This window comes from Pelovirga sp., from assembly GCF_059864205.1.
Genome location: NZ_JCBCBS010000117.1, coordinates 1 through 11,880, shown reverse-complemented (window position 1 = coordinate 11,880; position 11,880 = coordinate 1). Strand labels below are relative to the sequence as shown.

The 11,880-nt window shown below is 51.6% G+C and carries 12 protein-coding genes and 1 tRNA gene; 7 read left to right on the top strand and 6 right to left on the bottom strand.

Annotation, left to right across the window (positions count from 1 at the left end; genetic code table 11):
• Positions 1-181: 181 nt before the first annotated feature.
• A complete protein-coding gene (locus AC6F7T_RS07860) occupies positions 182-1,018 on the bottom strand; it encodes an alpha/beta fold hydrolase (protein WP_500717608.1) in 837 nt (278 codons plus the stop codon).
• A 149-nt stretch (positions 1,019-1,167) separates the two neighbouring features.
• Here AC6F7T_RS07860 and xerC point away from each other — a divergent pair, with 149 nt between their 5' ends.
• On the top strand, positions 1,168-2,064 hold the full coding sequence (xerC, locus tag AC6F7T_RS07855; RefSeq protein WP_500717606.1) for a tyrosine recombinase XerC: 897 nt from the start codon (positions 1,168-1,170) through the stop codon (positions 2,062-2,064).
• 130 nt (positions 2,065-2,194) lie between these two features.
• Complete coding sequence (locus AC6F7T_RS07850) at positions 2,195-2,797, top strand: redoxin domain-containing protein (RefSeq protein WP_500717605.1); 603 nt, start codon at positions 2,195-2,197, stop codon at positions 2,795-2,797.
• 126 nt (positions 2,798-2,923) lie between these two features.
• On the opposite strand, the gene scpC is transcribed toward AC6F7T_RS07850, so the two are convergent.
• Positions 2,924-4,510: a succinyl-CoA:acetate CoA-transferase ScpC gene (gene scpC / locus AC6F7T_RS07845; protein ID WP_500717603.1), complete on the bottom strand. Its 1,587-nt coding sequence runs from the start codon at positions 4,508-4,510 to the stop codon at positions 2,924-2,926.
• A gap of 481 nt (positions 4,511-4,991) precedes the next feature.
• Positions 4,992-5,738 (bottom strand): outer membrane protein assembly factor BamD, encoded by a 747-nt coding sequence (locus AC6F7T_RS07840; protein WP_500717602.1) that lies wholly within the window; start codon positions 5,736-5,738, stop codon positions 4,992-4,994.
• A 185-nt stretch (positions 5,739-5,923) separates the two neighbouring features.
• Between AC6F7T_RS07840 and crcB the strand changes: the two genes are divergently transcribed.
• The 4 genes from crcB to AC6F7T_RS07820 are packed head-to-tail and all read left to right on the top strand — an operon-like array spanning position 5,924 to position 8,456.
• Complete coding sequence (crcB, locus tag AC6F7T_RS07835) at positions 5,924-6,298, top strand: fluoride efflux transporter CrcB (RefSeq protein ID WP_500717600.1); 375 nt, start codon at positions 5,924-5,926, stop codon at positions 6,296-6,298.
• Between the two features lie 21 nt (positions 6,299-6,319).
• Complete coding sequence (mnmM, locus tag AC6F7T_RS07830) at positions 6,320-6,967, top strand: tRNA 5-(aminomethyl)-2-thiouridylate-methyltransferase MnmM (RefSeq protein WP_500717598.1); 648 nt, start codon at positions 6,320-6,322, stop codon at positions 6,965-6,967.
• Complete coding sequence (locus AC6F7T_RS07825) at positions 6,961-7,878, top strand: MlaA family lipoprotein (protein ID WP_500717596.1); 918 nt, start codon at positions 6,961-6,963, stop codon at positions 7,876-7,878. Before mnmM ends, AC6F7T_RS07825 begins: the two co-directional genes overlap by 7 nt.
• Complete coding sequence (locus tag AC6F7T_RS07820; RefSeq protein WP_500717594.1) at positions 7,866-8,456, top strand: ABC transporter substrate-binding protein; 591 nt, start codon at positions 7,866-7,868, stop codon at positions 8,454-8,456. Before AC6F7T_RS07825 ends, AC6F7T_RS07820 begins: the two co-directional genes overlap by 13 nt.
• Before the next feature lie 319 nt (positions 8,457-8,775).
• Here AC6F7T_RS07820 and AC6F7T_RS07815 read toward each other — a convergent pair.
• Positions 8,776-8,852, bottom strand: a tRNA-Pro gene (locus AC6F7T_RS07815).
• 473 nt (positions 8,853-9,325) lie between these two features.
• Positions 9,326-10,168 (bottom strand): hypothetical protein, encoded by an 843-nt coding sequence (locus AC6F7T_RS07810; protein WP_500717592.1) that lies wholly within the window; start codon positions 10,166-10,168, stop codon positions 9,326-9,328.
• 12 nt (positions 10,169-10,180) lie between these two features.
• On the opposite strand from AC6F7T_RS07810, the gene AC6F7T_RS07805 reads away from it, so the two are divergent.
• Positions 10,181-11,557 (top strand): IS4 family transposase, encoded by a 1,377-nt coding sequence (locus AC6F7T_RS07805; protein WP_500717591.1) that lies wholly within the window; start codon positions 10,181-10,183, stop codon positions 11,555-11,557.
• Positions 11,558-11,580: 23 nt separating this feature from the next.
• Here AC6F7T_RS07805 and AC6F7T_RS07800 read toward each other — a convergent pair.
• Positions 11,581-11,880, bottom strand: a 300-nt coding sequence (locus tag AC6F7T_RS07800; protein WP_500717589.1) for a hypothetical protein, incomplete at its 5' end; no start/stop codon positions are given.

The following is an 11,880-nucleotide window of genomic DNA, read 5'->3' as shown; positions in this document are numbered from 1 at the left end:
TTAAGAGGCCTCAGTGCAAAGAGATGTTTGTTGCTTCCCGCCTGCAGGTGCAGCCCCGGTTTCACGAATGCCGCCATTCCGCCCAGGGGTACAGTAACGCCTGAACCGCAAGCCTGAACCTGATCGGCTTGATAAGTTTTGAGGGGGTGCAGGGAGACCCTGTTCAGGAGCAGAGAATGGCTCAAGATTCTGCTTTGAGGGCCGCTGCTGTTGCCGCGATGGCTGCTGAACGGAAAATCAGCGATGTGTGCCCCATCTGATCAAGGGGGACAGCCGTACCCCAGTCAAGATGATTGGCACTGTTTGGAAGGACCATATTGTCTTTTGCGGTATAGATGTTGGTGACCCTGATGGAGGCTGGTGCCGGCTCGGCGTTCAGTCGGGTCAAAAAATCGGAGCCCGGGATCAGTAGTTTGCCCAGCGGCATAAAGGAAAAGGGGGTCAGTTTGGAGCCGTGATGCGGGGTGCCCAGGCAGACCAGGCGCTCGACCTTGTCCTGTCCGCCGCGACGTTGAATGTAGTTGCGGGCGATCATGCCCCCCATGGAATGCCCTACCAGGTTGACCCTGTTGACGCCAAGCCGGTGGCGCAGCTCATCAATCCGTTTGGAGAGCAGCTCTGTCAGGATCTCTTCACTATGCAGCGCTGACAGGTTGATGGTGACGACATTCTCTATGCCCTGTCGTTTCAGCCGTGACTGAAACCAGAACCAGCAGGCGCGATTAACGAACAGTCCGTGGATCAGCAGCGTCGGAGTAACGCCGCGTTTAAGGTGCTGTTGTGTTTGCGGCAACAGGCCGAAGGGGATACTGAGCAGGGTGATAAAGTTGAAAAAAGCCTCCGGCGCAAGCAGGCGCGGAATCAAAGCCAGATTTTTGCGGGTGAAGCGGTGCTCTATCAGTGCCGGGTTGCTGTTGGCGTATTCGTACCAGCAGATACTGTAAGTAAGCAGAACCACCAGCAGGTCAAACAGTAAAATGAGCAGCAAAATAGAAATAATGATATATAACAGGCTCATGATGACAGGATTCTCCCCACATTTAAGCTGGCTGTTGATAAACTGTCTGCGTTATTGCCGTGTTAAAAGCACCAATTTAAAATGAAGCAAAGTATGCCACGGCATAGCGGTATCGTCAATCGCCCTGGAGCATCGTCGGGATCTGTAACATGGAGCAATATCTTTCGCTATTTGATCAACACCTTGCGGTCGAGCGTAATCTGTCGCCCCACACGATCACAGCCTATCTGCGCGATCTGCGCCAGTTTCGTGACTTTCTGATCGATCGCGGACTGACTCCCATCGATCGAGTCGCCCTGGCAGGTCTTGATGTCCTTGTGTTACGCCAGTACCTGGCGATGCTGCAGAAGACCTGCAAGCGTACCAGCGTCATGCGCAAGCTTTCGACCTTAAAGACCTTTTTCCGTTTTCTTGTGCGTCGGGGAATCATTGATAAGTCGCCGGTGACGGCGATTTCCGCGCCACGACGTCAACAGTACCTGCCCGAAGTATTGAGCGCTGAGCAGGCAGGCACCCTGCTCGATTCCCCCACAACGAAATATCCGATGCTGATCCGTGACCTGGCGATTTTTGAACTGATCTATTCCTGCGGCTTGCGGATCAGCGAGTTGACCGGTCTTGATCTTGACTCTGTCGATCTGCAACAGCAGCAGGTTCGGGTGATGGGAAAGGGCAGAAAAGAACGGTTGCTGCCGGTCGGGAGGCAGGCGTGCTGTGCTGTGCAGAACTATCTTGAGAAGCGCCCGCAGACGCCGGATGAATCGGCTTTATTTCTAAATTATCAAAAAGGGCGGCTGACCCCGCGCAGTATTCAGCGACAACTTAAAAAAAGACTGCAACAATTGAACCTGCCGGCACATGTCACCCCCCATGCGCTGCGTCACTCCTTTGCGACCCATCTCCTTGATGCCGGGGCTGACCTGCGGGTGATTCAGGAGCTGTTGGGGCATGTCTCCCTGTCAACAACCCAGCGTTATACCAATGTCAGTTTTGCGCACCTGGCCAGTGTTTATGACAGCAGCCACCCGCGCAGCCGCAAAAAATAACCGAAATGGTCATAATTTCTTGACTGTCAGGGAGAAGTTGATAAGATGTCTGCCGGGTTTGATTAATATATCTCTTAGCGGAGTTGTTCACTGAATGTTCACCCCTCAATAACGAAAAGGAGTTTTGCCCATGAGTGTTCTGGTTGGAAAGAAAGCCCCCCAAATCAATGCCCCCGCGGTGATGGCCGATGGCACGATCAACCCTTCTTTTTCACTGGCGGACTATAAGGACAAATACATTGTCCTGTTCTTTTATCCCCTTGATTTTACCTTCGTCTGCCCGACAGAGTTGATCGCTTTCAGTCACCGGATTGATGAATTTGAAAAGCGCAACGTGCAGGTCATCGGTTGCTCTATCGACTCCCAGTTTACTCACCTGGCGTGGCGCAATACCCCGGTTAACGAGGGGGGCATCGGCCCGGTTAAATACCCGCTGGTCGCCGATATCAAGCACGAAATCTGCCGTAATTATGATGTCGAGCTTGACCCTGAAGGGGTTGCTTTGCGCGGCTCCTTTCTGATTGACCGCGAAGGGTTGGTGCGTCATCAGGTGGTGAATGATCTACCGCTGGGGCGCAACATTGACGAGATGCTGCGCATGGTGGATGCCCTTCAGTTTCATGAAAAGTACGGCGAGGTGTGTCCGGCGGGCTGGAACAAGGGGGATCAGGGGATGGTCGCCAATGGCGAGGGGGTCGCTTCCTATCTGACGGAGCAAGCGGTTAAGCTGTAGTTGGTGGCTTTGGTTTCAGCTATCTCGCTCATAGAAAAAGGCAGTCCTGAATACCTTTAAAAAAAGACCCCGCTGGAATTAAATCCAGCGGGGTCATCGCATTATAAAGCGTTAAATCTATTTATTCTATTCGCACAGGTCCACTTTGATATCCCAGTTTTTGATGCGCATGGTGCCATTCTGGGCCAGATTCTGCTGCATCTTGAAAGCGCGGTCGAACAATTGCGGTTCGTGACCGATGCCCTTGGCCAGACACTCTTTCGAGGCCATTTCCAGATAGTCATTGAGAATCGGCTTGTACTCGGGGTGACCGCACTTCTCGATGATCAGTTTGGCGCGCTCTTTCGGAGCGACGCCGCGCAGATCAGCTAAGCCCTGCTCGGTGACCAGAACATCGAGGTCGTGTTCGGTGTGGTCGATGTGCGGTGCTTTGGGCACAACGCAGGTGATGCCCAATGGATCGGTCTTGCTCGGGCGGGTCGACGGGGTGTGCATGATCTTCAGGAAGCCGTTGCGCAGATAGTCACCGGAGCCGCCGAGGCCGTTAATCATCCGGGTGCCGCCAACCAGGGTGGAGTTGGCGTGTGCGTAAATGTCGAATTCGACCGGGGTGTTCATGGCGATAACACCAAGACGACGGATCGGCTCTGGGGCATTGGAAATCGACAGCGGGCGCAGGATACACTTGCCGAAGTACTTGTCCCAGTTGTCGAAGAAGCGCGGGAAGCCCGGGCTCTCGGAGAGCGACAAGGAGCAGGCTGAGGCGAAGTTGAGGTTGCCGCCGTCAAAGAAGTCGAGCATGGTGTCCTGCAGAACCTCGGTGTAGACCGACAGATTGGAGAAGGGGCCCTTGGCCAGGCCACCGACAACTGCGTTGGCAATAGAGCCGACACCTGACTGCAACGGCAGCAGGTTTTCCGGCAGACGACCGCGTTTCACTTCGTGGGCGAAAAATTCCATGATGTGTCCAGCGATAGCTTCGGAAGTGTCGTCCATGTCGGCAAAAGCACGACCTTTGTCACGGCGTTTGGATTCAACCACCGCGATAACTTTTTCGGTATCGCAAGGGACATAGGGTGAGCCGATGCGGGTATGGGCTTCGGTAATCAGGAAAGGCGCCCGATGCGGCGGTTTCTGTTGCATGTGAATGTCGTGAATGCCTTCAAAAGAGGGCTGCCCGGTGTTGACTTCGAGAATGATCTTGTCGCACAGGCCAATGGCTTCGGCAACGATACCGCAGGAGCTGGTCAGTGCCAGGCCACCGTCTTCGGTAATCGCAGAAACTTCGAAAATGCCGATGTCGTAGCGGCCGTTTTCGGTATAGAAGCCATAACTGATATCCTGGGCAAAGTGACCAAGGTGTTTGTCGCCCATGCGGATACGACCGGCATTGATGCCGGCGGCGATGTTCTTGCCGGTCTGGTAGGGCCAGCGGCGGTCGATCATGTCGAGGGTTGCCCAGCGATCTTCAGTTTCCGCACCAACCGAGGCGCCGATGAAAAGATTGAATTTCCACTTGCCTTGCAGATTGTTAGCCTCAACATAGTCAGCCAGAGCAATCGGGACTGCTTTGGGGTAGCCTGCGGGAGTAAACCCGGACCAGACCAAGTTTTGCCCCGGAGTAAAAAACTCAATACAGTCTTCTGCGGATCTTACTTTGTTGAGCAAGGACTTGCGGCGTACACGACTCTCAAGTGTTCCGAACTCGGACATTCTCTCTCCTCCTGTAACGGGAATCAGTGGCGCAACATGCACCAGTTAAAGTGCTGTTAAAACAGCTCTATGATCAACGAAATGGTGTCTAAGATGCTAAAATATAAAGATTAAAAAAAACGTAAGGGGGTTTTGTCAACCCTTTCAACGAATCAATCGCCCGGGTTTAAAATAACAGCGTTTCTTATATACTGGTGAAGTTTGGCAAGTCAAGGGAAAACGTGGCCAAGAGGTGCTAAATTATCACTTCTGGTAAAATGTGTCCTGCTGCTTATCAGCGCCGGGTAGTGAGCATTTATAACCTCAACGTATCTGCTCAACACCGGGTCGGGAATCCTAAGTCAAAGGACGCGATTGTTTCCCGTTGGATCACCCCTGACCGCTTGTTGTCGCCGTCCATAGCGACAAACACTCCTGCCACAAGATCCCCGATCCTGTGCGAAGGACAGCAGCTCAATAGCTGAATAGTTACACCTCGATGTCAGCTTTTTTGATCGAGCAACTTATTGGCTTTTGCGAAATAGGTGCTGGTCGGAAACTCTTCTACCAGCTGGGTAAGAATTTGCCGTGCATTTTCCGTTTGTCCCGCAGCCAGATAGGCGCGGCCAAGAAAAAAGAAGGCTTCGTCACGATAATAGTAATCGGGAAACCGGGTAAGGATATTTTCCAGACGCTGGATCGCCGGTTGGTAGTGTTTGCGTTGCAGATAAAATCTGCCGACATACACTTCGTGGTCGGCCAATCGGGTTCTGGCGCGCAAAGCCAGTTGAGCCGCCTGGGCCACATTGGGGTCGTTGGGGTACTTGCGGATAAAATCCTCAAAGGTGTTCAGGGCGTTGCGGGTATTGGTCTGATCGCGATCACGCGAAAGGATCTGGCGGTAGTAGCTTTGACCGAGGCGAAAGAGCACTGTGGAAGTACGAAAATCATTAGGATAACGGCGCAGAAATGCGCTGTAGCTGGTCGCTGCTTCCGGATAACGTTCGGCCAGATAGTAGGTCTCGGCAATCTTGAGTTCTGCCAGCATGCTCAACTCAGGAGTAAAATAGGTATCGCGTACCTGCTCCCAGGCCGCGATGGCGTCTTCCCATAAACCGCGTTCATGAAGGCGCTCTGCCGATTGAAATAGTTTTTGCGCGTTCTGTTCCGGTGTTGGCCGGGAGCTGCTGCAGCCAGCCAGCAAAGCAATAAGTGTTAAAATGATACTAAGTTTAAGAAAACGAGCCATACTGCAGAACTCCTTGGGTAGCAGGAACGGATTACCCAGCAACCTACGGAATCCCTCGATTTTTGTCAATGATCTTGGTAACCGAGGAAGACGGCAGGTGTTAGCTCCATCTGTTTGTTGACAGGGTCTTCTTCCTTATTGATAATGACGCGAATTTTATCTACTGTCGGAATAGATGTTTGCTTATGAAGGTTTTTTACATCGGACTGTTTGGTGGGTTCGGTTGTGTCTTGCGTTATCTGCTGACTCTCTGGGTTCAGCAACTGGCCGGGCGCAACTTCCCTTACGGAACCTTGATTGTCAATGTGTCGGGGTCGTTTCTGCTCGGGCTACTGCTTACCATGGGGGTGCGCCAGTTTCCCGTTTCCCCGGATATACGTCTGGGTTTGACGGTCGGCTTTCTGGGCGGCTTTACCACCTTTTCGACCTTCTCCTATCAGACCCTGGTGTTGCTGGAAGAGGGGAGTTACTGGTCGGCAGGTGCCAATGTCCTGTTCAATGTAACCTTGTGTCTCGCGGCTGCTTTTGCCGGCATACTAGTTGCCCGTCAGCTTGCCTGAGATGTGGAGGCCGCCCTGTTGATGAAACAAACTGCATGCCAGTATGGCAGTTTGAGCCGGATGATCCCCTGGAGCCATGACCTCCTTGCCGAGGTTGTTGGCCCCGGCGATCTTGCTGTTGACCTCACCGCCGGGCGCGGCCAGGATACTCTGGCCCTGTGGCGGATGGTCGGTGAAAAAGGTCAGGTCGTCGCTTTTGATGTGCAGCGGGTGGCGCTGGAGCAAACGCAACAACGCTTGCTTGCTGCCGGTGCCAGGGTGCGGATGATGGATCATAGCAGCGTGCCCCTGCCGGCCCAATCAGGCGTTGATCTCCTTAACTGCTGCCATAGCCGCTATGCTGAAGCGGTACCCAGGGCAGCAACAGCAATTATTGCCAACCTGGGGTATTTGCCTGGAGGTGACCAGCAACTGATCACCCGATCCGATACGACCCTCGCGGCCCTGGGGCAGGCCCTTGGAGGGCTGGTCGGGGGTGGTAGGATGGCTGTCGTGGTTTATCCCGGGCACCCTGGAGGTGAAGACGAGGCGGCTGCCGTTGCTTGCTTCTTTTCGACCCTCAACAGCAACAACTACAATGTATTACAGTTGCATTTGGCTAACCGCCGGCTGGCTCCCGGCCTTTTTGTCGCAGAAAAAAGAAGCGCAACCCGGAGGGGAGCATGTTGACACGTTTGCTACTGCTGATCGTTATTGGCACTTTTAGCTTGGGCGGTTGCGCTGCGACTAAAACAGCGCCTTCGCAGTCAAACCTCGACCGCGCAGCAGCCGCCCCGACAAATTACCCAGCCAGTCAGACTGACGACGATTTTTCTAACGCCGAACCCGGCAAGGGTTTTGATGATGACTGGGATGCGGACTTTGATGACTGGGATGCTCCTGTCAAGCTGATTGCTGACCCCTTTGAGTCTGTTAACCGGGGCGTGTTCTGGGTTAATGACAAGCTTTATTTTTATCTGTTCAAGCCTGTAGCCCGTGGTTATGGAGCGATCGTTCCGCGTCCGGCACGGGTTTCCGTGAGTAATTTTTTCAACAATGTGTCTACTCCGATACGTGTCGCCAACGCCTTGTTGCAGCTCAACTTGACTAATGTCGGCACAGAAACCTATCGCTTTATCGTCAATAGCACCATCGGCGTTGGGGGATTGTTTGATCCGGCAACCAGTGTGGCAGAGGTTCGTCGGGTTCCTGCGGATTTTGGCCAGACCCTCGGGAAGTACGGTTTCGGCCATGGATTTTATCTGGTATTGCCCGTCGTCGGGCCATCCAGTTTGCGCGATGGAACCGGTACCTTTGTTGATTCTTTTGCGGGTCCTGTCCGCTATGCCGGGCTCGCCACGGAAGATATCATTCTCATCCGGGTAGTGGATTCTACCAATCGTCTGTCCCTCGATCGTGATACCTATGAGGGGATAAAGCGTGATGCCATCGACCCGTATTTGTTTATCCGCACAGCTTACGCCCAACGGCGACTGGCACAAATTGGTGATCCGGTTTATAATCTCAATATCTTGCAGGCGCCGATTTTTGACGGTGAAATTTTTAACCCCTTGGAATGGTTTAACTTATGGCAAAGATAAAAAACTGGATAATTTTTACCCTACTGCTTGTCATGGCGGCACCGGTTCATGCTCAGCCGGATCCGCTTAATTCTGTTGAGTCGATGGTCAACTCAATCCTGGAGATTCTCGATCACCCCGAGATGAGTCTGAGTGAAAAAAAAGAACGGGTCAGGGGCCGCGCCCAGAGATTCCTGAGTATCGATTCCATGTCGCAGCGCACCCTCGGTACCTACTGGAATGATGCCACCCAGGAACAGCGTGAGCATTTTGTCTATTTGTTTACCCGGATTCTGGAGGATACTTACCTGAATCGGATAGATGATTATAGCGGTGGAACCGTCAGGTATCTGCAGCAGCGTGTTAAAGATGATCGCGCCATCGTTGATACCCTGGTTGTCGCTGATGAACTTGAACTGCCGGTGCAGTACCGCATGGTTTACGAACAGCAGAACTGGCGGGTCTTTGATATCGTTATTGATGGCGTCAGCCTGATCATGAACTACCGCGCCAGTTATGGTGAAATCATCCGCCGCCAGGGCTATGACGGTCTCTTCCGTCTCATGGAAGAACGGGTTACGGGCATGTCGACGGGTTGATCTTAAGGTTGCTCCACACTTATAACTGTTAAACGCAAGGCACAATCCAGGTTTTTGGGTTGTGCCTTGCGCTGTTTTTATTGGCGCTCGCTACGCTTCGAATCCTCTCTTGATGTAACTGTTCAGCACCGGATCGGGGCTCCTATGTCAAGGGACGCGATTGTTTCCCGTTGGGTCATCCCTGACCGCTTGTTGTCGCCGTCCATGGCGACAAACACCCTTGCCACAGGAGCCCCGACCCTGCGCAAGGATAGTGCTGAATAGTTACCTCTTGATTTTATAAAAAAAACGCCGACCAGATGGTCGACGTATTTTTTAATGGTCGGAGCGAGAGGATTCGAACCTCCGACATCCTGGTCCCAAACCAGGCGCGCTACCAGGCTGCGCTACGCTCCGAGGGCGATACAGGTAACACGGTGGAAACAAATATTCAATCTTTTTTTTGCTAAATTTCGCCAAACCTGCTCTTATGTGCCGCCGAATCTGTTACCTTTACGCAACTCCGGGGTCAAGTCTTGCAATCAAACAACTTATTCCCCACCTTTTTAATTGTTCCGCTCACTGACGCATAGTGCCCATCCAGAGATGCATCTGTTTCGTAAGTCAGCGGGCAACACCCAGCATCTATCCAAATCGAAATCGCTATCGGAATCGAAATCGTTCTTGTGTAATGTGCCCTACGTGTCCATGCAGAAAAGATCAAATTGCACGCGGCATTCCCCCCTTCCAGCTGTGATTTTATCGGCAAAATGGTGTTTCCAAGGCAATCTAAAGCACTGTTTTTCGATGTTTTCCACGCAATATTATAAACTTAACCAGGTCCGACCCCAGGAGCCTCGGATCGGAATCTAGGTTTTTAAAATTCTGAATCACTGTCTATTTTGAAAAGGTACAGCTGCTGAGATTGGCTTACGCTCTATTAAATCGTAAATACTAAACGCGATCTCCCTGAACTCAACCCTAGGGAAGAAAATAAAACCTGTCTTCATTTCACCCGGATATATCACTTGTGTCCCCCAGTCTGCACGACGCATCTCTCGTCGAACCTGCTGATCAATTGCATCCGCACCTGCTGTGACACCACCAACGGCACCAGCTGTTCCCCCCATAATAGCACCTGATTCGGCACCACGACTAGCATGACCGCTTCCTCCAGACGCATGACCAACTGCAGCTCCTACACCTGCTCCGATAGCTGCACCAGCTAAAGCACCGACAGCTGCACCAGTCGCCATTCCCGCACCGATTTCTGACCGTCTTATGATTCTAGTTGATTGATCCAAATCGTAGCTTTGATAGAAATCTCCCTCTGAGGTTGTTCCAAAAACCTGCTTAGCGTCGATCATTATTTCTCTATTACCCCTATTTTGTACTATGACTCGGACAGGTATTACATCTGTTCGACCAAAATCCACGTTAAAATTTTTGCGTGATTCTTCTTCATTAAGGATTGGTAAAAAAGCTATAGTAAAACCAGAATGTTCGTAATGGTTTTGGTACTGTGTTGGAGTTCTAAAAGCCGTGGGCTTGACTTCCATAGTCGCGCAGCCGAGAGTTAATCCTCCTCCAAAAACAATTAAAGCACATAGCCTGAGAAGTTTATTACTCAACTTTCGCAGGAGGAAAATTTTCTTAACATATCGAAATAATTGAACAAAAGCATCATCAACTGTAGTAAGATAGGTTATCGCCAAACAACCTGTCACTAACAAGGAGATGATGCTTTGGACAAGATTATAGCAGAAACTGTTTCATGTCAGAATCAAATTACGTCGTTCTTTGATAATCAGCGCATCGCACTATTACTGAAGCAAAGCAATATGCTCAAACAGTGCGGCATTGCACCGGTGGTGGTGATGCGGATGATCTTCAGCCTGGTTTTTACTGGCAAGAATCTCTTCCGCTATCTTCAAGCCGATGCCGCCGGAAGCGAGATCGGTAAAGACACCGTTTACCGTTTTCTCAATTCGGTCAACGCTAACTGGCGCAAGTTTCTGCATTTGCTCTGCGCCGCTGTTCTCAACAAGACGATTCTGCCGTTGACGTCCATTGAGACGCCCAAGGTCTTCATTGTTGATGACTCGCTCTACAACCGCAACCGGAGCAAAAACGTTGAACTGCTGGCGCGTGTCCATGACCACAATGATCATCGTTACTATCGCGGTTTTCGGCTGTTGACTCTGGGCTGGTCGGACGGTTCAAGCTTCTTGCCGGTTTCTTTCAGCCTGCTCAGCTCCAGCCAGAAGAAAAACCGATTGGCGGAAGCAGCTGAGATCGACAAGCGAACCAACGGGTTTAAACGCCGTGCTGAAAGCCTGCGTAAGGCGCCCGATGTTCTCAAGGATCTGGTGAAGCAAGCCTGCGATAGCGGCATCCGGGCCGATTACCTGCTGTTTGACAGCTGGTTTGCGTTTCCTGCGACAATCATCGGCCTTCTTGAGATGAAGCAGCAGATCATCTGCATGCTCAAATCGGCAAAGACCAAATATGGCTATAATGGTTACGGTCTGACCTTGGATGAGCTGTACAAAAGCGTTTTCAAGCGTCGTGGGCGGGCGAAAATCCTCGCATCGGCGGAAGTTGAGCTGGGGACGAACAGCAACAATGAGACCGTTATGGCCAAGATAGTTTTCGTCCGGGCACGGGGCGCCAAGAAAAAGTGGCTGGCGCTTTTGTCCACCGATCTGAAGCTCACCGACGAAGAGATCGTCAAACTCTATAAACGCCGCTGGGACATCGAGGTGTTCTTCAAGATATCAAAGAGCTATTTGCGCTTGGCCAAAGAGTTCCAGAGCCGTCGCTACGATGCGCTGGTTGCTCATACAACGATTGTGTTTGCCCGTTATGTCATGCTGGAATTGGCCAGACGTTCGGCAAAAGATCCAAGAACGCTGGGCAGCCTGTTCTATGCCGGGTGCGATGAGTTGCGGCAAACCAGTTTTGCTGAAGCCGTTACCTTGCTGTTGACCTCATTGCAGCAGTTGATTAAGGGGTTCGGCGATAAAATTGCAGCGCCGATCGCGCAGGCCCTGGACGCATTTATTAAACAGATGCCGGGCTTATTACGAAGGCCGATGCTACTTCCGGCTTGTATCTTTTAAAATATCAACGTTATATCAATCTGTTACGCCGCTTGGGGCGGTGCGAAAGTTGAGTTAATATCTAGAACACGTTCAGCGGCTCTCATAGCCGCCATGTCATCAATGCCACACAACTTGATCAAAGATGCAGCAGACGCAATTAATTCTGCACTTCGTTTATTTCCATGGCGATCCAAAAAGGCGGGGATCACCTTTTGGTTAAAAGTCTCTCTCGGGTTTTCAGAGCACTTATCTTCGAATATTGTGGTTTGTGATATTTCAAGCTCGCCAGTTTCCATTTCAATCATGAGACCGTCAAGACCCTGTGATGTTGAGCTTACATG

Coding starts and splice junctions, on each gene's coding strand:
- AC6F7T_RS07860 (WP_500717608.1), bottom strand. CDS start 1,018: ATGAGCCTGTTATATATCATTATTTCTATTTTGCTGCTCATTTTACTG.
- xerC (WP_500717606.1), top strand. CDS start 1,168: ATGGAGCAATATCTTTCGCTATTTGATCAACACCTTGCGGTCGAGCGT.
- AC6F7T_RS07850 (WP_500717605.1), top strand. CDS start 2,195: ATGAGTGTTCTGGTTGGAAAGAAAGCCCCCCAAATCAATGCCCCCGCG.
- scpC (WP_500717603.1), bottom strand. CDS start 4,510: ATGTCCGAGTTCGGAACACTTGAGAGTCGTGTACGCCGCAAGTCCTTG.
- AC6F7T_RS07840 (WP_500717602.1), bottom strand. CDS start 5,738: ATGGCTCGTTTTCTTAAACTTAGTATCATTTTAACACTTATTGCTTTG.
- crcB (WP_500717600.1), top strand. CDS start 5,924: ATGAAGGTTTTTTACATCGGACTGTTTGGTGGGTTCGGTTGTGTCTTG.
- mnmM (WP_500717598.1), top strand. CDS start 6,320: ATGAAACAAACTGCATGCCAGTATGGCAGTTTGAGCCGGATGATCCCC.
- AC6F7T_RS07825 (WP_500717596.1), top strand. CDS start 6,961: ATGTTGACACGTTTGCTACTGCTGATCGTTATTGGCACTTTTAGCTTG.
- AC6F7T_RS07820 (WP_500717594.1), top strand. CDS start 7,866: ATGGCAAAGATAAAAAACTGGATAATTTTTACCCTACTGCTTGTCATG.